Raw genomic sequence first — 21,620 nt, forward strand, 5'->3', positions numbered from 1 at the left:
AATATTATTACCCTTTGAAATAAAAAATAACAGATTTTTGTAGGAGGAAAGAAAAAGCCACCTGCATAGGTGGCTGATTCAGGATTTATTCCTGGCTGATTCGGTCATGTGAGGTGAGTAAAATGATATAAGCTGTCAAAGGATTGAGGACCAGAGGGGTCAGTGTTACCTTTTCCTGTGTGAGAAGGTCAAGACCTTCGATTTCAGTGAAATCGGGATGTTTAAAGAGGTGAACCGCTTTGACATTGCGGTTGAAAAGACAGATGCAGTGATCTTCATCGTCCTTTCTTTCAAAACTTAATACATCATCGCCGGTTTCCAGAGGGTTCCAGGAGCCTTTCTGAAAGACCGGGAAATCGCTGCGAAGACGAGTGATTTTTTTGTACCAGTCAAGTAGTTCCGTATTTTCCCGGCCCCATGGATAGGTACAGCGGTTATAAGGGTCTTCAAAACCCTGAATGCCGGCTTCATCACCGTAGTAAATACAGGGCAGGCCGGGGAAAGTCATTTGCAGCAGACTAATAAGTTTAAGCCGTTTGATTCCCAGTTCAAGCTGGTCAGGCTCCAGACAATAGTGTTCCCGTTCAGCATCACGACAGTATTCAAAGGCTTCGCCTAGAACAGTCAGGATGCGGCGGCGGTCATGAGAACCGACCAAATTCAAGTTGCTCATAAATTGTTCTTTAGGATAATGTTCATAAAAGGACATCATGATTCGGGTAGCCGAGCGGGCGCTGGTAGTTCCCAGAAAGAAATCGATAAATGTTTCGCGGAAAGGATAGTTCATGACGGAATCCAATTCGAAACCGTTAAAATAAGTACGCAGTTCATCATAGGCGATTTTTCTGGAAGCATCTTCCCATACTTCCCCCAATAGGATAGTGTTTTCATTCTCTTCCATCATGGCCTTTTTAAGACCGGTTATGAAAGCATCGGGAAGTTCATCGGCGACATCTAACCGCCAACCGGAAGCCCCTTCTCGAAGCCAGTTTCTGATCACAGAGTCATCATTTTTAAAAATATAATTTTGAAACTCAGGATTCATCTCATCGGTGTTGGGCATATTTTCCACGCCCCACCAGCAGGCATATTCACAGGGATAGTCGGTAAAGGTGTACCAGTCATAGAAAGGCGAGTCTTTCGACTGGAAGGCACCAACACTGTCATAATGATCATAACGATTAAAATAGAGGCTGTCATCTCCTGTATGGCTGAAAACACCGTCTAGAATAATACGGATTCCCCGATTTTCACATTCACGAACCAGTGTGCGAAAGCTTTCAATAGTGCCTAAAATCGGATCGATTTCCAGATAGTTTCCGGTATCGTAGCGGTGGTTGCTTTTAGCTTTGAAAATGGGGTTGAGATAAAGGATAGAAACATGCAGACTTTTTAAATAATCCAGCTTTTCGGTTATGCCAGCCAGGGTTCCCCCGAAAAAATCCCAATATTCAATATCGCCCTTATCATTTTTAAAATAATGCGGGCAGTCAGACCAGTTAGGGTGAAGCATTGCATCGTTGGGGAAATTAGCGAGATTAAAATCCTCACCGCGGTTGAAACGATCAGGGAAAATCTGATACATCAGGCCTTCTTTGTACCAGGCTGGCGTTTTTCGCTGGGGGTCATATATGGTGATCTGGTAGGAAGAGGCTTTTTCGGTATAGATCTGGCCGATTCCCCCCAGACCATCTGGCCTGGTGCCGTAGGTATAGTTTTTTCCCTTCATATTAAACTCGAAATCATACCAGAGCAGGCCGGGTTCTTCAGGAACCCGGATATTGATAGCGTAAAAATTGGAATAATCTGAGGGTGGCATAGGATAAACAGTTTCAATCCCGTTAAAATGAGTATGCAGTTTCACATTGATAAGGTCGGAACCAAAGACCTTAAGCGTCACCATAGAATTGATCGGAACTGCTCCGAAGGGACAACGGTATTCAGCAATAAAAGAATTATGAATGAATTTCATGATATTCAGCTTCTTTCAAATTTCGGTAATGAGTCAAATAAACCTGCGCTGAATTAGACCAGTTAAATCGTGAGTGGAAAGCATTATTGACAATTTTCTCAAAAGTTTCAGGATTGTTGTGGTAGAGATTAACCGCATTCTGAATACTAAAGAGCATATCATGGGCATTATAATTTTTGAAGGTAAAGCCGTTTCCAATACCCGTATCTGCCTCAAATTGTGTAACGGTATCCTTTAACCCTCCGGTTTCCCGGACGATTGGGACAGAGCCATAACGCATGGCAATCATCTGTGACAGACCGCAGGGCTCAAATTTGGAAGGCATTAAAAAAAGATCACTGGCGGCATAAATGCGGCGGGATAAGGGATCGTCAAATTCAATTCGGGTGACCATTTTAACCGGATAGTTATAGGCAGCACTGTTAAGCAGGTCTTCATAATTAGCATCGCCGGTACCTAAAACGACGAACTGGATATCCAACTGAAGAATTTCGTGAATCACATTGGCAACCAGGTCCAGTCCTTTTTGTTCGATTAGTCGGTTAACCATGGCAATCATTGGCACGTCTGCACGGACTGGCAGATCAAGATACTCCTGTAAAGCGGTTTTGTTTGCTGCCTTGTTCCCGGCAGGCTCAGAGTAAGGAAGGAACAGAGCTGAATCCGTTGCCGGATCGTAAACGGAGCCGTCGATACCATTCAGGATTCCGATTTCTTTTGTATGGATGCTTCTGATGACACCATCCAAACCCTCACCGTAATAGGGGTCTTTGAGTTCGTGGGCGTAGGTGGGGCTGACTGTTGTTACCAGGTCAGAAGCATATAAAGCCCCTTTCATCAAATTGAGTTTGCCATAGAATTCCATATCGTTGGGAAGGAAACCGAGATGAAGAAACTGATTGATATCCTCGAACCCGTAGATTCCCTGATATTTCATGTTATGAATAGTAAAAACCGTTTTAAGTTTAGGGAAAGCGGTCCGGTATTGGTGTTTAAGGAGATATGGAATTGCTGCCGTTTCCCAGTCATGGCAGTGGAGAATATCCGGATCAAAACCGAGCGAAGAGAGGGATTCCAACGCTGCCCGGGAAAAGAAAGTGAACCGCTCGCCATCATCATAATACCCATATAGATTCTGTCGTCTGAAGAAGTATTCGTTATCGATAAAATAATATTTTATGCCATCATGCTCGCAGGTAAGGATGCCGCAGTAGTAGTCTTTACCATTCATATGGACGTAAAAATGGTGATGATAGTGGATTTCTTTTTCCAGCAGATCAGGAATAGAACCATAGTTGGGGATCATGACCCGGACATCAATTTCTTTACCGAAGGATTTGGGCAGAGCCCCTACAACATCTGCGAGTCCACCGGTTTTAGCAAAGGGGTAGGCTTCGGAAGCAATAAATAGAACTTTCAACAATTAAATCACCGTTCCTTTCTTAATCACTATGGGTGAATCTGGTTTGCCAATCAGAGAGGTGTTATCACTGATAATGGTATCCTTATCCATAACCACATAGTTGAGTATGGTGTTTTTTCCGATTTGACAATGCTGCATCAGGATGCTGTTTTGGATTTTCGAAATTTTTTCGATAACAGTATCCCGAAAAATGATAGAATGTGAAATTGCCCCGTCGATGATACATCCACTACCAATAATTGAGTTTGAAACTTTTGAAGGGTCATTGAAAAATGTGGGGTGCCGGTCCTTAATCTTTGTATAAATTGGGTTGTCCTCACGAAAGAGCTCCTGGACTACTTCATATTCCAGCAGATCCATACTGGCATTGACATAGTTGCACAAGGTATAAATACGCTCGATATAACCAGTGTGTTGAAAGCCGAAAATTTTCAGAACATCCATATTAGAACGGATCATATCGATGAGGTCCCAGTCACCGCTGCGCTCACTGAATTCCAAAAACTGCAATAAAACACTTTTTTTGATAATCAGCATTTCAGCAAAAAAGTATTCGGTACGTCGATCACTTCGATAATGAATGTTCTTGACTCGATCATTTTCGAATTCCAGGTATAAATCATCGTCACGCAGATGGAATTTATCATGGTCTTTTTTACAAATCATGGTAATATCGGCGTCATTCTTCAGGTGAACAGCAAAAGCTTCTCTAAAATTATAAGAGGTTACTAAATTAGGGGTTGCCAGAACAACGTGATCGGCCGGATTTTTTTCCAGAAAACTGCGATTGCTAAGAAGGTTTCGCAAATTGATTTTGATAAAATTTCCGATTCTGGTGTTGCTGGTACCGGTAAGGATACTTAAATCCTGGGTTTTTCGGCTTAGTGACCATTCTTTTCCGGTCCCCAGATGATCAACCAGGGAGCTGTATTTATGACTGCCAATGATACCAATTTGGGTAATGCCGGAGTTGACCATATTGGAGAGCATAAAGTCAATCAGACGATATCGTCCGCCAAAGGGTAGAGTACTTAAGCTTCGGTGCTCAAGGAAGTTTTTCAGGGTGGTGTCTTCACCGTCAACATTCAGGATAATGCCTAGTACATTTTTCATCGTTCACCTCTTAGGAATTTATGACGCGGATTTCTTCGTCAGGATTGTTTTGGTTAAGATAGCGTTCATGCCCTTTAACGCGGGCCCGGGCGCCAACAATACAATTTTCAATGATAGCCCCGTCTTCAATGATAGCCCCGGTATGGACAATTGAATCGATGATTCGGGTGTTGGGATGAATGACTATATCATGGGAGATGATCGAACCTTCAACCTGACCGAAAATCATGCAGCCATCACAGATGAGACTGTTTCTGACCTTGGCATAAGCGCCGATATATTGGGGGTGACGGCTGATATTGTTGGAAAAAACATGAAAGTTCTTATCATTCAGGTCAAATTCACACGCTGGATTCAGTAAATCCATATTGGCCTGATAATAGCTTTCGACAGTTCCCACGTCCCGCCAGTATCCGGAAAAAGGATAGGCATAAATCTGTTTATTATCGGAGTGAAGCTTAGGAATAATATTGTGGCCGAAGTCATGGGCCGATGTTTCGTCATCAGCATCTTCCAACAGGGCTTTCTTAAGAACCGGCCAGGTAAAAACATAGATTCCCATGGATGCCTGATTGCTTTTGGGCTCGGCTGGTTTTTCCTGGAATTCCAGGATTTTCTGTTTAGAATCCGTATTGACAATTCCAAAGCGATGGGCATCTTCCCAGGCAACTTCCATAACGGCGATGGTCAGGTCGGCTTCTTTCTCTTTATGAAAGCCGAGGAGTTTTGAATAATCCATTTTATAGATATGGTCGCCAGACAGAATCAGTACATATTCCGGGTTAAAGCGGTCGATAAAATCAATATTCTGCAGGATCGCATCGGCGGTTCCTGAATACCATCGGCCTCCTTTCTGGCTCATGTAGGGTGGGAGTATATGAGCCCCGCCCCGATACTGATCCAGTGCCCAGGCCGAACCGTCACCGATATAGTTATTGAGGATATAGGGCCGGTACTGAGTCAGGATTCCGACAATATCGATGTCGGAATTCATACAGTTGCTTAATGGGAAATCGATAATTCGATACTTACCACCAAAAAAAACAGCAGGTTTGGCATTATTATAGGTAAGTGAACCAAGACGGCTTCCCTGCCCACCTGCCAGTAACATTGCAACACATTCATTATTCATATAAGTCCCCCTTATGTCGTTTTACCATATATATCTTTCGTAGTCAGCAATGGATCGGTCACTGGAAAACAAACCGGATTGTGAAACATTATGAATCGAGATTTGTGACCAGTGTTTTTTTTCTAAATAGAGATCGTTAACTCGTGACTGGGCTTTGGCATAAGAATCAAAGTCTCGGAGTACAAAATAACGGTCATTGTATAAAAGCAGGGCATCATAGATGCTTTGAAAACTGATTTCCTGTCCCAGGCTTCCGTCTACCAGCTGATGCATGATGAGTTGTATGCGTGGGTCATTTTCATAGAGATCAACAGAGCGGTAACCACCGAATTTTTCAAACTGCGAGACTTCATCAGAGGATAAACCGAAGCTAATCATATTATCCTCGCCAACAGCCTGATAAATTTCTATATTGGCACCGTCCATAGTTCCCAGCGTGATAGCACCATTCATCATGAATTTCATATTGCCGGTACCGGAAGCTTCTTTTCCGGCAGTAGAGATTTGTTCAGAGATATCGGCTGCCGGATAAATAATTTCTCCCAGTGTAACATTGAAGTTTGACAGAAAAACAACTTTCAGCTGCTCATTGATAGCTGGATCGTTGTTGATTTTTTCGGCGACAGCGTGGATGAGTTTAATCACTTCTTTGGCAAAATAGTAACCTGGCGCAGCCTTACCCGCAAAGATAAATGTTCGTGGATATATTTCGCGATCCGGTTTGGCTTTGAGCTCGTTATAAAGGTGAAGCACGTGCAGGATATTCAGAAGCTGCCGTTTGTATTCGTGAATCCGCTTGACCTGAATATCGAAAATAGAATCAGGACTAACGATAATACCGTTATGGGTATTAATATAGGCGGCCAGTTGATGCTTGTTGGCCCGTTTTATTTTTTGAAATTTATCAATAAACAAAGGATCTTGTTCGAATTTTTCCAGCTTTTTCAGTTGGTTTAAGTCGAGTTGCCAGTCGTACCCGATGGCCTCATTAATTAATTCGTTAAGGCCGCGATTACTATTGATTAAAAATCGCCGTGGCGTGACTCCGTTGGTAACGGAATGGAAACGCTCGGGAAAAATGTGATAGTAGCCGTTAAATGTTTCCTCCCGCAGAATTTTACTGTGCAACTCAGCTACGCCGTTGATAGAATGGCTGCAGACGATGGAAAGGCTGGCCATATGAATCTGGTTATCGCGGATAATAGAGAGTTTCCAGGCTTCTTCATCAGACATAAAATGATCATTTTTAAGATATTCGATGAAGCGCCGATTAATTTCTTCAATAATCATATATACCCTTGGAAGAAGGTTTTGTAACATATCAACGGGCCACTTTTCCAAAGCTTCCGGTAAAATTGTGTGATTGGTAAAACTGAGGGCATGATGGGTAATGTCAAAGGCATCGTCCCAGCCCAGACCTTCTTCGTCCATCAGGATGCGCATCAGTTCTGGGCCACAAAGGGCGGGATGGGTATCATTGATATGGATACAGACTTTTTCGGCAAATTCATCAAGGCAATTTTTATTAAAGCGCTTATAGCGATTAACAATGCGTTTTAGACCTGCACAAACAAAAAAGTATTCCTGTTTCAGGCGCAAAAGCTTTCCATCAAAGCCGGTATCATCGGGGTAAAGGATTTGACTGATGGCTTCTGCTTCGGACTTGTGGCGGAGAGCGTCAAGAAACTGCCCCTGATTAAAACGGGGAAGATCAAAATCTTCAAGGGGCTCAGCACTCCAGAGGCGCAAGGTGTTAACGGTATCGTTTTTATAGCCTTTAATCGGGATATCGTAGGGGATTGCTTTAATTGGTTCATAATTTTCGTGGACAAAGGTTAGAACGCCGTTGATTCGTTGCGCATGGATATTGCCATAATATTTGACGATGACGGATTCATCTGGCTTGCGAAATTCGAATGGATAACCGTTTTTTAGCCAGTAATCGGCAACTTCCACTTGTTCGCCATTAATAATTTCCTGGGCGAAGAGGCCATATTTATAGCGAATACCATTTCCGTGGATAGGCAGTTGCATGGTTGCTCCAGACTCTAAAAAACAGGCCATCAGTCGGCCCAGTCCGCCATTGCCAAGGCCGGGATCCGACTCCTGGCTGAGGATCGTTTCGTAATTCAGGCCCAGTTCTTCGATAGCTGCTTCAACAACCTGGTCTAACTGCAGGCAGTTAATATAGGATTTTAGGAGTTTTCCAATTAAAAATTCGATGGAAAAAAAGAATACCTGACGTTGGGTGTATTCGCCGTATTGAACATTTTTTTGAGCCCATGCAGGAGTAATTTTGTCTTTGATCAGATCAGCCAGAGCATCGTACTGATTAAGCGGCGAGGATTCCGATAAAATTCGTCCGGAAACTTCCTCGATTTTATTTTGATATTCTAATTTGAAGTCATCGATAGCAGTTCTTAATTCTTTGGGATTCATGATTTTCCTTTCTCATTACCCTCTATTAAGGTAAACAAATGATTGAGCAGCTTCAGGCCGATTTATTTTTTGGATGATTTTTTTTTGCGGTGTTGTACTTTTTTAAAAACAACCATCGATGATGGTGGGACGGTAACGGTAATAGATTGGTCCTGACCATGAAATGCGGTAGCAGTTGATTTCATAGTTTTTTTGACCTTTTGGCCGGTGCCGCCAAATAAAGTATCATCTGAATTAAAGGCCAGGCGATAGCTTCCGGCGTCGGGGACGCCAATTCGGTATTCTTCATAAGCAATGGGACAGAAATTGATTAAAACGATCAGGCTGTCAGCGGGATCGGAAGTATTTCTGGAGAAAACGATAATGCTTTGTTGGCGATTATCTGCTTCGAGCCATTTAAAACCCTCCCAGTCATGATCGATGGTCCATAAGGCTTTTTCATGGACATAGAATTTATTCAGGGCTTTTATATACTCGAATATCTGGCGGTGCTTGTCATAATCCAGCATGAACCATTCCAGTGGTTCATCATAGCGCCATTCTAAAAATGGCGCAAACTCGTTGCCCATAAATGACAGTTTCTTACCGGGATGGGTCATCTGATAAGCATAAAGCAGTCTAAACTGATTAAATTTCATATCATAATCCCCGAACATTTTATCGAGGATGGTTTTTTTACCGTGAACGACTTCGTCATGGGAAAGCGGCAGGATGAAATTCTCGTTAAAGGCGTAGGCCATAGAAAAAGTCAGGAGATGATGAAACTGATTTCGGTGATAGGGGTCCGTTTTCATATAGTTAAGGGTATCGTGCATCCAGCCCAGATCCCATTTTAGATTAAAGCCCAGTCCTCCCTTGTCAATGGGCCAGGTGACCATGGGGTAGGCGGTAGAGTCTTCGGCAGCCATAATGGCGAAGGGGAAATCCCTGAAAATAATAGTATTGAGTTCTTTTAAGAAATCGATTGCTTCCAGGCGGTCTGTTCCACCATAAGCATTGCGATTTTTCTCGTCATCCACACCGTGATTCAGTTCGATCATACTGGCAACACCATCGATACGGAGGCCATCAATATGAAATATATCAAACCAGAAATAGGCGTTGGAGATCAGAAAATCAAGAACTTCCTTTTTACCGTAATCAAACTCCATGGTTCCCCAGAGTGGGTGTTCGCTGTATTCATATTGAAAGGTGCCATCGAACATTCGCAGGCCATGGTCATCTTTGCAGAAATGCGCAGGAACCCAGTCGAGAATTACTGAAATCCCGTTCTGGTGACAGGTATCCACCAGAAACATAAAATCTTCAGGACTTCCATAGCGGCTGGTTACAGAATAATATCCGGTGAGCTGGTAACCCCAGGAACCATCAAAGGGATGTTCCATGATCGGCATCAGTTCCAGATGCGTATAGTTCATCTCTTTTATATGGGGGACAAGCTTTTGAGCCAGGTCGCGATAGTTAAGCAGCTGATTTTCATCGTCTCGCATAAAGCTGCCGGGATGGACTTCATAAATGTTCATGGATTCTGAAAGGACATTTTTATTGGCGCGTGAGGTTAGCCACCTTTCATCCTGCCACTGATATTGGTTTAAATTATGGATAATTGAGGCGGTTTTGGGCTTGTGTTCTGAAAAAAAAGCATAAGGATCTGCTTTGTAGGAAAGTTTTCCGTCTGATTGAACAAGTGCGTATTTATAGAGATCACCTTCAGAGAGATCAGGAATTTCAAGCTCCCATACCCCCCCTGAACCCTGTTTCATTATAGCGTTAGTGGTATCCCAATTATTAAAATCACCAACAACTGAAACGGACTGGGCATTGGGTGCCCAAACGCGAAATATGCATTTGGTTTCCTTCAGGTGCGCACCCAAAACTGAGTAACTTTTAAATCGCTCCTGAGGGACAGACAGTTTTTGTGTTTGTTTCATTTCAGATCATCCTTTCTAAGAAATCCTTTATTGATTACCCCAAATTAAGTTTTTTAATTGTTTTTTTTGGTAAAAAGACCAGTAAAGATTAACCTTCCCGCCTAAATTAATAACAATACTGATAAAATAAAGGGCAACCAGCAAGGCAAACAGTCCACCTAAATTTCCATAGAGTGAACTATAACGGCTGGAATTATTGATGAAAAAAGTGAAAATCCGGAAGGCGATATTTAACCCGAGAAAAGCAAATATTGACCCAGGTAATCCGGATTTAAAATGCAGACTCTGAGAAGGGGCTTTGGTGAAAATGAAGTTGAGCAAAAGGATTGCGACAATCCAGGAAAAGATTACGGCACCTATTTGAATCAGGTTGGTCTGATAGGCAGAAAGTCCTAGACTGGTTAAAATAAACTGTCCCAGATCGACACTTATAAAATAGGCGATGAGAACCAGGAGGATAGCAATAGCCAGCAGAATTGTAAAAATAAAGGATAAGGTCCAAATTTTTAGAATGCTTCTGGATTCCACCTGATCATAGGTTTGATTTAAACCGATCATGATGGCTCGAACGGCAAAAGTAGCAAAAAAGAAGGCCAGAAAAATCAGAAAGTATTTGGAAGAGTCATTGTATTGGGTCATAGTTTCCAATAAATTCGTTACATATTCATAGGAAAGCTCAGGTAAAAAGGTGCGGAGAATATCAAATAAATAGTCTTCAAAGGTTTCGATAAAACGACCAACAAAAGAAATCAGAAAAACCAGCAATGGAAAAAAGGATAAGAGCAGAAAAAACGCCATTTGGGTGCAGGTCCCAGGGAAATCGGTTTTTTCAAAGTCGTTCATCAGGAAAAAAACAAGTTTTGCCGGTTTGGACTCAAGAAGCTTGGTGATCATCTGCGTCTCCTTTTATACAGTTTCATAAAATATAAATTGACAACAGCCCCTAAATTAAGGACAAAAGCGATTAGATAAATTTCGAACATCAGAATAAATGGGCCTTGAAGGTCGGTAAAAAAGTTTGTAAAATCCACATTGGAATGGATTAAAAAGCGGTAAATCATAAACAGAATGACCCAGAAAAAGCTGACAAATACCGCGCCAGGATATGAATGATTGAGCTTTAGTCTTTTTTTGGGGGCAAACATATAGATCAAAGTCAGGATGATCGCTGACACAATAAAAAAGTAAATAATCGTGAACAGATTAAATAGTATAGTTGAGAAACTTGAAAAATTAAACCAAAGTGACAGATAATAGATTAAATACTCGCCAACCAGATAAATGATCAGCATTAAAAGAATAATGGCCAAAAATAAAAAGAAATAAATAGTTGCTTGAATCCATAAAGCGATGAGTTCACGCTTTTCATAATCCTTAAAAATTCTGTTCAGGATATTGATCAAGGAGTAGGAAGCGGAAATGGAAACTGTCAGAATAAAAAATAGGATGATCAGGTTACTGTTGCCGGAGTCGGTGACTTTAACAGAATTTTCCTGGGCAAACTCAAAATAGTTATAAAATGATTCTGGGAAAAGAAAAGTGAAGTCTGCATACAGGGCAGTGTTGACTGTTTGTGAAAAGATGTTGATGAAGTTATACAGGAGCATTAAAAATGGAATAAAGGCCATTAGTATTCGATACGACATCTGGGCTGAAAGATTGATGATGTTGGATTCTTTGCTGTGAGTTAGGATAAACAGGGTAAATTCTTTCAATCTCATCATGATTAGCTCCCACAATAAAGTTCTTTTTTAATAAAAAAAGTATAGCATAGATAAAAAAATATTTAAACATGAGTTGAAGGGATATTTTAGTTTTAACCCTAATTATCAGTTTGCGGACAATTATAACTGAGAGTAATTCGGATAAAATTGGATTAGGACTATACAGAAAAGGCGCTAAATATAGCGGGATGCGTTTACCGGTAAAAGTTTAAAAAAATGCTTGACATTAGACTTCGAATGAAATATACTTATCTAGTCTCGTAACGATAGCAGAGGGGTCACACCTGTTCCCATACCGAACACAGTAGTAAAGTCCTCTAGCGCCGAAAGTACTTGGTGGGTGACTGCCTGGGAGGATAGGACGTTGCGGGACATTTTTGCGTGAAAAATAAAGCCGTGCGATAAAAATAGAGAGCCAATATTGATTTAAGCTTGCTTAGAAGTCAATATTGGCTCTCTATTTTTATCATAGGGCGAAGCCCGCGACGAGTGTAGCGTTAGCGTAACGAGTGCACGGCTTTATTTTTCGACTTTGTCAATTCCAAGCGAGTTTGCTTTTTTAGGTATTTTTTTATTTTTTAGAAGGAAGGAGCCATAAGGCGACTGACGCGACGAGTGCAGCGAAGCGTAACAAGTGCACGGATTCATTTCTCGACTCTGTAATTTACAAACTCGCTTGTTTTTAGGTATTTTTTTATTTTTTAGAAGGAAGGAGCCATAAGGCAACTGACGCGACGAGGTGGGGTGAAACGGAACCGAGTGCCGGATAGCCCGTAGTTTTGTCTGTATAATTTAGAAGTTTTCAGATTTTGTTCACTTAGCAATATGACTCCCGCTGTTTTTTTATAGAGTAAAACTTGCGATGACTCGAAGCGACGGTGTAAATTATAGAATCTTAATTTTGTAGAGGAACAACTAAATAATCGGTGAATTTTACCGATAATATTAATAGAAAACATCCAGGAAAATGATGATGACAACTAAAAGAGGAGGTGCCAGAATGAAGTTTCCAGACAAAAGCTTGGTCAGACGAATTATTCCCCACGGACGGGTGCTTAGTTCATTAAATATTACTGAAAGTTTAAGAAAGACTTTTAACGATGAGGTCGAGAAAATTTCTGTGGTCAGCGAACTGAATGCTGAAACAACATTTGTTCTTCGCGGTGAGCATGTCAAACATATTGATGTTGTTGATGTCCTGGTTCGACGGCAGGCACTGAATCCTCAAATTATTCAAATGATTCATCGGGAAGTGTCAGAATATGCAGTTTTCATTATTCGCTACGAGGAATGGGCCCAGTTGTGGTGTAAGGATGTATCGGAACAGGGGAACTATTATCAAAGCAGCTGGCAACCATATATGGAGTTAGAGGTTGAAGTTGACGGATATGACCTGGATCAGATCTACTTGAATTTTCTCAGACAAGTCAGTAGTGACCTTAAGACCAATTTTTCAATGGAAATCGCAGCAAATCCCGTTGAGCCGACAATTGCTTATACGATGAAAAACACAAGGGATGACTTGGAAAACCGGTCTGAAAATTTGAAGGCCAGGATTAGCACGCTAGAGGAACAATTAATAGAATCAAAAGATTTTGGCCAAACCGTAAACCTTTCGATGAAGATTAAATTACTGAAAGAGGAACTTGTAGAGTTAGAAAAAAGTTCTGGTTTGGCAGAAGAGACTAATAATGAAAATCATTTGTTCGCGGATCCCGTGGAAGCGATCGCACATACAGAATACATAAATTCTATGCGTTTTAATATATTTAGAAGTAGGGGACATTCATATCATTAAGGGTTTATAGACAAAAACTTTTCTGATTGGATAATTCCAAAAATATATCTTAATGATTGATGACGATTTATAAGACGCTCTTAGTAGTATGGGCTTATGGCCGGATAACAGTGGTTGTCCGGTTTTTTTATTTGAAGTTTTATTTATTGGTGAAGCACTGAGTTATTGAACGCGTTTTTGGGTATAATATAGAAGACTATAAAATAAGGAGGTTAAAATGAAGACCATAAAGCTAATATTGAGTATGATTGTAATGTTTCTTTCCTTTATGTTTCTTTATCGCTCCATGACGTTAGATGGCCTGAATCTATCAGTTGATCCGGTAAATATTTCGGCCTTTGGCTGGCTGATAGGATTAATGCTTTTTTTGATTGCCGGTACGATGGGCTTAACAGCTAGTCAGAATGATCAGCGAAGAATTAATCTGGCGACAGCTTATTTTTATTTTGCAGCTGCATTAGTAACGCTTGTTTTTGCGCAGAGAACAATGTTGACTATTTCAGTGGCCGTAATTTCTGGACTGGTTGGTGGTCTTTTTTTCTTCACTGGACTGGGGATGGAATCAGAAGCTCTCGATCTAAACTGGTATGAGAAAAAAAGTCGGGAAAGAAAAAATAGAAGCAGGGAAAAATATCAGCAACAAACAAAACAACAGAAGTCAGAAGCAAAAGAATCATATCAGCTAGGAGAGATGAAATACAGGAAAACTGCGAGAAGAGTTGTTTTAGCCTTTTTCTTTACAGGTGTGCTGCTCACGATCGTTATATCAGCGGTCCTTGTTTCAGTAATGCAGGATGAAGAAAGCGTGACTGACGAGTATTCAGATTATTATCAGTATGAAGAAGAGGCTGAGGAAGAAACGGTCGATGTTTATGAATTAGGGCAAACCTGGACTGTAGAAAATGACTTCTCAATTACATTCACAGCGGCTAATGAGACTTCGTATAGAAATGAATATGCTGAGTTTGATCCGGAACAGGTTCTTATCCTAACTTATGACTATAGTAATTTGGGTCATGAAAAAGATACGATGGACTTATATATTTCTTATATTAATTTTTATGTCCTTGATGAAAATGATGAATGGGGCGAATATTATTCAGTTCTTGATATGACCTACCCCGAGGAAATCGCAATAGGGGAAACCTGTACTGGTGCACAGGAAAGTTTTGGGTTATATAATGAGAGTCAGGAAGTATGGGTTTACGTTGAAGTATATGGCAATGATTATGAGTATTATGCAGCTTACTTCTGGTTGCCGGTGCAGCCTGAAGAAGTTGTATGAAAAATAATCGGTTAATATAGGTGAACAGTGAAAAATGAAGACTAATAAAGAGGAATTATTTTGGGAATGATTTAAGTAGCGTGGTTTAGATTAGCCGATAGGGCAGATTATGTAGTGTTTTAGGCTGTTTGAAAAGTCGCAAACAGATGTTGCAAAAAACCGCGAAAATAATTTTAAAAAAGTCTTGACAGTGGAAGGTAAAGAGCGTATACTAATGAAGTTGTCTCGTGAGACAGCAGCACGGATTAAGAAACTTGTGAAAAAGAAAAATTAAAAAGTGCTTGACAGTATAAAGTAAAGACGATATAATAGAAAAGCTTCTTAAGAGAGGCGGCGGAAACTTAAACGTTTACGCAGGGTCATAGAAAAGAGAATAGTACCATAAAACCTGTAAATCAGTTGACTTAGGTCAACAACAATAAGAGCGGCACTCTTTAAAAAATGTCAACACGTGAAATCACGTTAAAAATGAGCTTAAGCCGAAAGGCTTTACAAACTTTTTATAGAGAGTTTGATCCTGGCTCAGGACGAACGCTGGCGGTATGCTTAACACATGCAAGTCGAACGAGAAGATTATGATTGAGCCTTCGGGTGAGAGATTAATCGGAAAGTGGCGAACGGGTGAGTAACGCGTGGGTAACCTGCCCTATGGAAAGGAATAGCCTCGGGAAACTGGGTGTAATGCCTTATAATATGCAGAAGTCGCATGGCTTTTGCATCAAAACTCCGGTGCCATAGGATGGACCCGCGTCCCATTAGTTAGTTGGTGAGGTAACGGCTCACCAAGACGACGATGGGTAACCGGTCTGAGAGGGCGAACGGTCACACTGGAACTGAGACACGGTCCAGACTCCTACGGGAGGCAGCAGTGGGGAATATTGCGCAATGGGGGAAACCCTGACGCAGCAATACCGCGTGAATGAAGAAGGTCTTCGGATCGTAAAGTTCTGTTATTGGGGAAGAACAAAGACGGTACCCAAGGAGAAAGTCCCGGCTAACTACGTGCCAGCAGCCGCGGTAATACGTAGGGGACAAGCGTTGTCCGGATTTACTGGGCGTAAAGGGCACGCAGGCGGTTTTTTAAGTCAGATGTGAAAGGTCCCGGCTCAACCGGGGAAATGCATTTGAAACTGGAGAACTTGAGTATTGGAGAGGCAAGTGGAATTCCTAGTGTAGCGGTGAAATGCGTAGAGATTAGGAGGAACACCAGTGGCGAAGGCGGCTTGCTGGACAAATACTGACGCTGAGGTGCGAAAGCGTGGGGAGCAAACAGGATTAGATACCCTGGTAGTCCACGCCGTAAACGATGAGTGCTAGGTGTTGGGGGAACTCAGTGCCGCAGTTAACACAATAAGCACTCCGCCTGGGGAGTACGACCGCAAGGTTGAAACTCAAAGGAATTGACGGGGACCCGCACAAGCAGCGGAGCATGTGGTTTAATTCGAAGCAACGCGAAGAACCTTACCAGGTCTTGACATCCTCTGACAATCCTAGAGATAGGACTTTCCCTTCGGGGACAGAGAGACAGGTGGTGCATGGTTGTCGTCAGCTCGTGTCGTGAGATGTTGGGTTAAGTCCCGCAACGAGCGCAACCCCTGTGGTTAGTTGCCATCATTAAGTTGGGCACTCTAAGCAGACTGCCGTGGATAACACGGAGGAAGGTGGGGACGACGTCAAATCATCATGCCCCTTATGACCTGGGCTACACACGTGCTACAATGGTCTGAACAGAGGGCTGCGAAGCCGCGAGGTGAAGCTAATCCCTTAAAACAGATCTCAGTTCGGATTGCAGGCTGCAACTCGCCTGCATGAAGTTGGAGTTGCTAGTAATCGCGGATCAGAATGCCGCGGTGAATGCGTTCCCGGGTCTTGTACACACCGCCCGTCACACCACGAGAGTTGGCAACACCCGAAGTCAGTGAGGTAACCGCAAGGAACCAGCTGCCGAAGGTGGGGTCAGTAATTGGGGTGAAGTCGTAACAAGGTAGCCGTATCGGAAGGTGCGGCTGGATCACCTCCTTTCTAAGGAAAACAGGGAGTCATGGTACTATTTTCTTTTGTATGACCTATGGTTATACAAAAAAGTTTAAAGAAAGCATCTTCGGGTGCATTTTTTAAGCGCATGGTCATTGAAAACAGCATAGTGTATAAAGAAAACATACAATTTCAGATGTAACAACATGAAAAACGTAAGTTTAAAGGATCGTAGTCTTTAGGGACTACAAGACTATTGACGAAGTTCTACTGTCAGTAGTTAAGGATCAAGAAATGAAGGGCACAGGGCGGATGCCTTGGCACTCAGAGCCGATGAAGGACGCGACAAGCTGCGAAAAGCTGCGTGAAGGTGCACATAACCGTTGAAGCGCAGATATCCGAATGGGGAAACCCGGCTGACAGAAGGTCAGTCACCATGGACTGAATACATAGGTTCATGGAGGGAACCCGGGGAACTGAAACATCTCATTACCCGGAGGAAAAGAAAGAAACATCGATTCCTTGAGTAGCGGCGAGCGAAAGAGGAAGAGCCCGGATTACAACAAATTTCTATTTTTAGCCGAACGGCCTGGGAAGGCCGGACGAAGAGGGTGAGATCCCCGTAGGCGAAAGGAATAGGAGTGGGTAATCGACGAGTACCACGGGACACGTGAAACCCTGTGGGAATATGGGGGGCCCACCCCCCAAGGCTAAATACTACTGAGTGACCGATAGCGAACAGTACCGTGAGGGAAAGGTGAAAAGAACCCCGGAAGGGGAGTGAAATAGAAACTGAAACCCTGTGCCTACAAGCAGCCGGAGCGCAAGTGACGGTGTGCTTTTTGTAGAACGGGCCAACGAGTTACGGTATGCAGCAAGGTTAAGTGCTTCAGGCACGGAGCCGCAGGGAAACCGAGTCTTAACAGGGCGACTAGTTGTATGCCGTAGACCCGAAACCGTGTGATCTATCCATGACCAGGATGAAGCTTGGGTAAAACCAAGTGGAGGTCCGAACCAGTGTCTGTTGAAAAAGGCTTGGATGAGTTGTGGATAGGGGTGAAATTCCAATCGAACACGGAGATAGCTGGTTCTCCCCGAAATAGCTTTAGGGCTAGCGTTGTAGAGAGAGTGATGGAGGTAGAGCACTGAATTGGCTAGGGGGCGTAGAGCTTACTGAACCATATCAAACTCCGAATGCCATACACTTATATACGGCAGTCAGACTATGGGAGATAAGTTTCATAGTCGAAAGGGAAACAGCCCAGACCATCCGCTAAGGTCCCGAAGTCCAGATTAAGTGGGAAAGGATGTGCAACTGCATAAACAACCAGGATGTTGGCTTAGAAGCAGCCATACATTTAAAGAGTGCGTAATAGCTCACTGGTCGAGTGGTTGTGCGCCGAAAATAAACGGGGCTAAAATCTGGCACCGAAGCGATGGATTATGGTACTACCATAGTGGTAGGGGAGCAATGTCTGCGGGGCGAAGCTTATTCGTAAGGATAGGTGGACTTCAGACAAGAGAGAATGTTGGCATGAGTAGCGAAAGTGAAGTGAGAATCTTCACCATCGAAAGCCCAAGGTTTCCTGAGGAAGGCTCGTCCGCTCAGGGTAAGTCGGGGCCTAAGCCGAGGCTGGTTAGCGTAGGCGATGGACAACAGGTTGAAATTCCTGTACCACCTTTAATTGTTTGAGAGATGGAGTGACACAGAAGGATAAGCGAACCCGGCGATTGGAAGAGCCGGGCCAAGCGTCGAGGCTTACAGAGGAGGCAAATCCCCTTTGTTATAAGGCTGAGGCGTGATGGGGAACGAAAAACAAGTAGGGAAGTCGCTGATTTCACGCTGTCGAGAAAAGCTTCTATTGAGAGAGAAGGTGCCCGTACCGTAAACCGACACAGGTAGGCGAGGAGAGAATCCTAAGATGAGCGGGAGAAGTGTTGTTAAGGAACTCGGCAAAATGACTCCGTAACTTCGGGAGAAGGAGTGCCCCTTTAGGGGGGCCGCAGAGAAGAGGCTCAAGCGACTGTTTAGCAAAAACACAGGTCTCTGCTAAATCGAAAGATGACGTATAGGGGCTGACGCCTGCCCGGTGCTGGAAGGTTAAGAGGAGTGCTTAGCGGTAACGCGAAGGTGCGAATTTAAGCCCCAGTAAACGGCGGCCGTAACTATAACGGTCCTAAGGTAGCGAAATTCCTTGTCAGGTAAGTTCTGACCCGCACGAAAGGCGTAACGATTTGAGCGCTGTCTCGACAACACACCCGGTGAAATTGTAGTACTCGTGAAGATGCGAGTTACCCGCGACAGGACGGAAAGACCCCGTAGAGCTTTACTGCAATCTGGCATTGGATTCTGGTAGTAGACGTACAGGATAGGTGGGAGGCATTGAGTTTGGGACGCCAGTCTCGAAGGAGCCGCTGTTGGGATACCACCCTTGTACTATTGGAATTCTAACAAGTGTCCGTAATCCGGACATTGGACCGTGTCAGATGGGCAGTTTGACTGGGGCGGTCGCCTCCAAAAATGTATCGGAGGCGCCCAAAGTTACCCTCAGGATGGTTGGAAACCATCTGTTAGAGTGCAAAGGCAAAAGGGTGATTGACTGCGAGAGAGACATCTCGAGCAGGGACGAAAGTCGGGCTTAGTGATCCGGTGGTACCGAGTGGAAGGGCCATCGCTCAACGGATAAAAGCTACCTCGGGGATAACAGGCTTATCTCCCCCAAGAGTCCACATCGACGGGGAGGTTTGGCACCTCGATGTCGGCTCGTCTCATCCTGGGGCTGAAGCAGGTCCCAAGGGTTGGGCTGTTCGCCCATTAAAGAGGCACGCGAGCTGGGTTCAGAACGTCGTGAGACAGTTCGGTCCCTATCCGTCGTGGGCGTTAGATATTTGAGAGGAGCTGTTCCTAGTACGAGAGGACCGGAATGGACAAACCACTGGTGCACCAGTTGTCCCGCCAGGGGCATAGCTGGGTAGCTAAGTTTGGAAGGGATAAGTGCTGAAGGCATCTAAGCACGAAGCCCCCCTCAAGATAAGATATCTCACCGCAAGGTTAAGGCTCCTGGTAGACGACCAGGTCGATAGGCTGGAAGTGGAAGTATGGCAACATATGGAGCGGACCAGTACTAATCAGCCGAGGTCTTGATCCAAAAGAATTTATACACTGTGCTGTTTCGAGTGACCATGTCACTGGAAAGAAAAATAAATAAGCTAATTTGCTCCGTAACGATAGCAGAGGGGTCACACCTGTTCCCATACCGAACACAGAAGTAAAGTCCTCTAGCGCCGAAAGTACTTGGTGGGTGACTGCCTGGGAGGATAGGACGTTGCGGGGCTTTTTTTTCGTGAAACAACGAGCCATGCGGCTCTAAAAAATAGAAAAAGAACTTAAAAACAAGCGTGTTTGTTTTTAAGTTCTTTTTTTATTCTTTAGAAGGAAGGAGCCATCTGGCGACTGACGCGACGAGGTGGAGCATTAGCGGAACCGAGTGCCGCATGGCCCGTTGTTTCACTGCAGTATGTTAAAAGGGATTATAGGGCGAAGCCCGCGACGAGTGCGTGCTGCGCGTAACGAGTGCACGGATTCATTTGCTGGTTTGCCGGATAGTCTAACAAGCGTGTTTGTCATTTAGTTCTTTTTTATAAGAAGACTCTTATCGAAGCTTATCGAAGCTTATTAATGTTAAAAATATTTTTTAATAAAGCTGCTAAATTTATCATGATAATTTTCACTTTTAAACGTTTTCGCAGTGCAAAAATAAACATTGTAAGTAGGTGCATCTAAAAGAGGTACAATAGTACAATTTTCTGTGCTGATGTACTGTTCAAAAAAACTTGCACCAATCGAGATAGAAGGAATATCGTTTGGTAAATTTATATAGCTGGCAATATTGCTGGTCGTAAAATGGATATTTGGGCTACAACCAATTTCTTTGCATTTTTCATCAAATTCACGTCTTAATACATAGTTTTTATCCACAATCATAATTGGCTGATTATCCAGGTCTTTAAGATATAATTCTGTTTTAGTTTTAGCATATGGGTGGTCTTTGCTTATAATCGCACAAGCAGAAGCCTCGTAAATGTGGAGCATTTCTAATCTTGAAGTGTAGACAGGATTTACTAAAAATGCAAAATCCAATTCACCGGTAATAAGCGCCTGTTCACATGGATCATCGTACAGTTCTACGAGTTTTAGTCTTATATCAGAGTATTCCTTGTTAAAATCGGCAACAAAATCTAAGCCAATAGCAGAGGTGACGCCTTGGGCGATACCTACTATTACTTCATTTAATTCTGCCGAAATGGGAGAACTAACAATCTGAATAATATTTTCATAGCTATCAACAATATCGTAAAATAAGGGTTCAAGCTTTTTAGCGTAGTCGGTAAGCTCGACACCTACACGGCTTCGAATGAAAAGAGAAACATTTAATTCATCTTCAAGCGTTTTAATTTGTTTACTAAGCCCTTGCTGAGAAATATTTAGATAGTTACAGGCGAGTGAAATATTTTTATACTGACATAAAGTTATAAATGAGTATGCTAATTGTATGTTCATAAATAATGCTCCTAAAAAGATAGTTAAGTTTGCCAAAACGCGATAATATGAGTAATTGTTAAATACTATCATAATTGCCTTAAATTGTAAATCACTTGGAATAGATGTGTAATTAAAAGAGCAAGAATACAACGAGGTATTGTATCGACACATCGCCTTGTTGTTTTACATTGTTAAAGTTTAGACATATAATGACCTCATCGAAAACATTGAAATGCATTTCATAGGTGGCAATTTAAATTAAAAATACTAATATTGTAGGAGGTCT

Annotated in this window: 11 protein-coding genes and 4 rRNA genes; 6 read left to right on the forward strand and 9 right to left on the reverse strand. The window is 42.8% G+C overall.

Annotation, left to right across the window (positions count from 1 at the left end):
- Positions 1 to 85 precede the first annotated feature (85 nt).
- The 8 genes from Q5O24_00345 to Q5O24_00380 all read right to left on the reverse strand — a co-directional run bounded on the left by Q5O24_00345 (position 86) and on the right by Q5O24_00380 (position 11,734).
- Positions 86 to 1,972 carry a glycoside hydrolase family 13 protein gene (locus tag Q5O24_00345; protein WKY47813.1) on the reverse strand — a complete coding sequence of 629 codons (1,887 nt, stop codon included), beginning with the start codon at positions 1,970 to 1,972 and terminating at the stop codon, positions 86 to 88.
- Positions 1,956 to 3,392, reverse strand: a complete 1,437-nt coding sequence (glgA, locus tag Q5O24_00350; GenBank protein ID WKY47814.1) for a glycogen synthase GlgA — start codon at positions 3,390 to 3,392, stop codon at positions 1,956 to 1,958. The genes Q5O24_00345 and glgA overlap by 17 nt, the downstream gene beginning before the upstream one ends.
- A gap of 3 nt (positions 3,393 to 3,395) precedes the next feature.
- The gene (gene glgD / locus Q5O24_00355; GenBank protein WKY47815.1) at positions 3,396 to 4,508 is read right to left on the reverse strand and encodes a glucose-1-phosphate adenylyltransferase subunit GlgD; all 1,113 of its coding nucleotides are present in this window, start codon (positions 4,506 to 4,508) and stop codon (positions 3,396 to 3,398) included.
- Between the two features lie 10 nt (positions 4,509 to 4,518).
- Positions 4,519 to 5,640 carry a glucose-1-phosphate adenylyltransferase gene (locus Q5O24_00360; protein ID WKY47816.1) on the reverse strand — a complete coding sequence of 374 codons (1,122 nt, stop codon included), beginning with the start codon at positions 5,638 to 5,640 and terminating at the stop codon, positions 4,519 to 4,521.
- A 21-nt stretch (positions 5,641 to 5,661) separates the two neighbouring features.
- Entirely contained in the window at positions 5,662 to 8,079 is a 2,418-nt protein-coding gene (locus Q5O24_00365; protein ID WKY47817.1) for a glycogen/starch/alpha-glucan phosphorylase, read from the reverse strand.
- A gap of 62 nt (positions 8,080 to 8,141) precedes the next feature.
- The gene (gene glgB / locus Q5O24_00370; protein WKY47818.1) at positions 8,142 to 10,010 is read right to left on the reverse strand and encodes a 1,4-alpha-glucan branching protein GlgB; all 1,869 of its coding nucleotides are present in this window, start codon (positions 10,008 to 10,010) and stop codon (positions 8,142 to 8,144) included.
- A gap of 27 nt (positions 10,011 to 10,037) precedes the next feature.
- Positions 10,038 to 10,904, reverse strand: a complete 867-nt coding sequence (locus Q5O24_00375) for a YihY/virulence factor BrkB family protein (GenBank protein WKY47819.1) — start codon at positions 10,902 to 10,904, stop codon at positions 10,038 to 10,040.
- Entirely contained in the window at positions 10,901 to 11,734 is an 834-nt protein-coding gene (locus Q5O24_00380) for a YhjD/YihY/BrkB family envelope integrity protein (protein ID WKY47820.1), read from the reverse strand. Before Q5O24_00380 ends, Q5O24_00375 begins: the two co-directional genes overlap by 4 nt.
- Before the next feature lie 256 nt (positions 11,735 to 11,990).
- Here Q5O24_00380 and rrf (Q5O24_00385) point away from each other — a divergent pair.
- From rrf (Q5O24_00385) to rrf (Q5O24_00410), 6 genes are all read left to right on the forward strand, one after another.
- A 5S ribosomal RNA gene (rrf, locus tag Q5O24_00385) occupies positions 11,991 to 12,107 on the forward strand.
- Between the two features lie 627 nt (positions 12,108 to 12,734).
- Positions 12,735 to 13,532 (forward strand): DUF4391 domain-containing protein, encoded by a 798-nt coding sequence (locus Q5O24_00390; protein ID WKY47821.1) that lies wholly within the window; start codon positions 12,735 to 12,737, stop codon positions 13,530 to 13,532.
- A gap of 217 nt (positions 13,533 to 13,749) precedes the next feature.
- Complete coding sequence (locus tag Q5O24_00395; GenBank protein ID WKY47822.1) at positions 13,750 to 14,817, forward strand: hypothetical protein; 1,068 nt, start codon at positions 13,750 to 13,752, stop codon at positions 14,815 to 14,817.
- Positions 14,818 to 15,316: 499 nt separating this feature from the next.
- Positions 15,317 to 16,839, forward strand: a 16S ribosomal RNA gene (locus Q5O24_00400).
- Between the two features lie 237 nt (positions 16,840 to 17,076).
- Positions 17,077 to 19,940 (forward strand): 23S ribosomal RNA (locus Q5O24_00405).
- A 69-nt stretch (positions 19,941 to 20,009) separates the two neighbouring features.
- Positions 20,010 to 20,126: ribosomal RNA gene (gene rrf / locus Q5O24_00410) — 5S ribosomal RNA — on the forward strand.
- The 16S, 23S and 5S rRNA genes sit together here, the layout of an rRNA operon.
- A 347-nt stretch (positions 20,127 to 20,473) precedes the next feature.
- On the opposite strand, the gene Q5O24_00415 is transcribed toward rrf (Q5O24_00410), so the two are convergent.
- The gene (locus tag Q5O24_00415) at positions 20,474 to 21,352 is read right to left on the reverse strand and encodes a LysR family transcriptional regulator (protein WKY47823.1); all 879 of its coding nucleotides are present in this window, start codon (positions 21,350 to 21,352) and stop codon (positions 20,474 to 20,476) included.
- Positions 21,353 to 21,620: the final 268 nt, after the last annotated feature.

This window comes from Eubacteriaceae bacterium ES3 (genome assembly GCA_030586155.1).
Classification (GTDB): domain Bacteria; phylum Bacillota; class Clostridia; order Eubacteriales; family Eubacteriaceae; genus Acetobacterium.

Bases quoted from the DNA above. Each gene is read 5' to 3' on its own strand.
- Q5O24_00345 (WKY47813.1), bottom strand. From the start codon at position 1,972: ATGAAATTCATTCATAATTCTTTTATTGCTGAATACCGTTGTCCCTTC.
- glgD (WKY47815.1), bottom strand. From the start codon at position 4,508: ATGAAAAATGTACTAGGCATTATCCTGAATGTTGACGGTGAAGACACC.
- Q5O24_00360 (WKY47816.1), bottom strand. From the start codon at position 5,640: ATGAATAATGAATGTGTTGCAATGTTACTGGCAGGTGGGCAGGGAAGC.
- Q5O24_00365 (WKY47817.1), bottom strand. From the start codon at position 8,079: ATGAATCCCAAAGAATTAAGAACTGCTATCGATGACTTCAAATTAGAA.
- glgB (WKY47818.1), bottom strand. From the start codon at position 10,010: ATGAAACAAACACAAAAACTGTCTGTCCCTCAGGAGCGATTTAAAAGT.
- Q5O24_00375 (WKY47819.1), bottom strand. From the start codon at position 10,904: ATGATCACCAAGCTTCTTGAGTCCAAACCGGCAAAACTTGTTTTTTTC.
- Q5O24_00380 (WKY47820.1), bottom strand. From the start codon at position 11,734: ATGATGAGATTGAAAGAATTTACCCTGTTTATCCTAACTCACAGCAAA.
- Q5O24_00390 (WKY47821.1), top strand. From the start codon at position 12,735: ATGAAGTTTCCAGACAAAAGCTTGGTCAGACGAATTATTCCCCACGGA.
- Q5O24_00395 (WKY47822.1), top strand. From the start codon at position 13,750: ATGAAGACCATAAAGCTAATATTGAGTATGATTGTAATGTTTCTTTCC.
- Q5O24_00415 (WKY47823.1), bottom strand. From the start codon at position 21,352: ATGAACATACAATTAGCATACTCATTTATAACTTTATGTCAGTATAAA.